Below are 211 nucleotides of genomic sequence, written 5' to 3'. Positions count from 1 at the left end.
TGTTGCGTAATTAAATTTAAAGATAGAACAACCCCGTTTCGCGTATTTCTTAATCAATACGACAAGTTTCAGGCATACCTAACCCAGTAAGCTTGTTCAACGCTTTTATCATCGCGTAAGTTTCACCCACCTGGGCATTGTAATTTCTTAAGCTCAATCGTCCTCCTAGCAACTGTTTAACTCGATACATCGCTGTTTCTGACAATGAACG

General features: G+C 39.8%; 1 pseudogene. It reads right to left on the bottom strand.

Going from position 1 to position 211, the window contains the following annotated elements:
- Window positions 1–49: 49 nt before the first annotated feature.
- A pseudogene (locus AB4589_RS17300) lies at window positions 50–211 on the bottom strand (IS5/IS1182 family transposase); the annotation flags it as partial.

The organism is Vibrio sp. 10N.222.49.A3 (genome assembly GCF_041475145.1).
Classification (GTDB): Bacteria; Pseudomonadota; Gammaproteobacteria; order Enterobacterales; family Vibrionaceae; genus Vibrio; species Vibrio tasmaniensis_A.
This window is presented reverse-complemented; position numbering and strand designations above follow the sequence as displayed.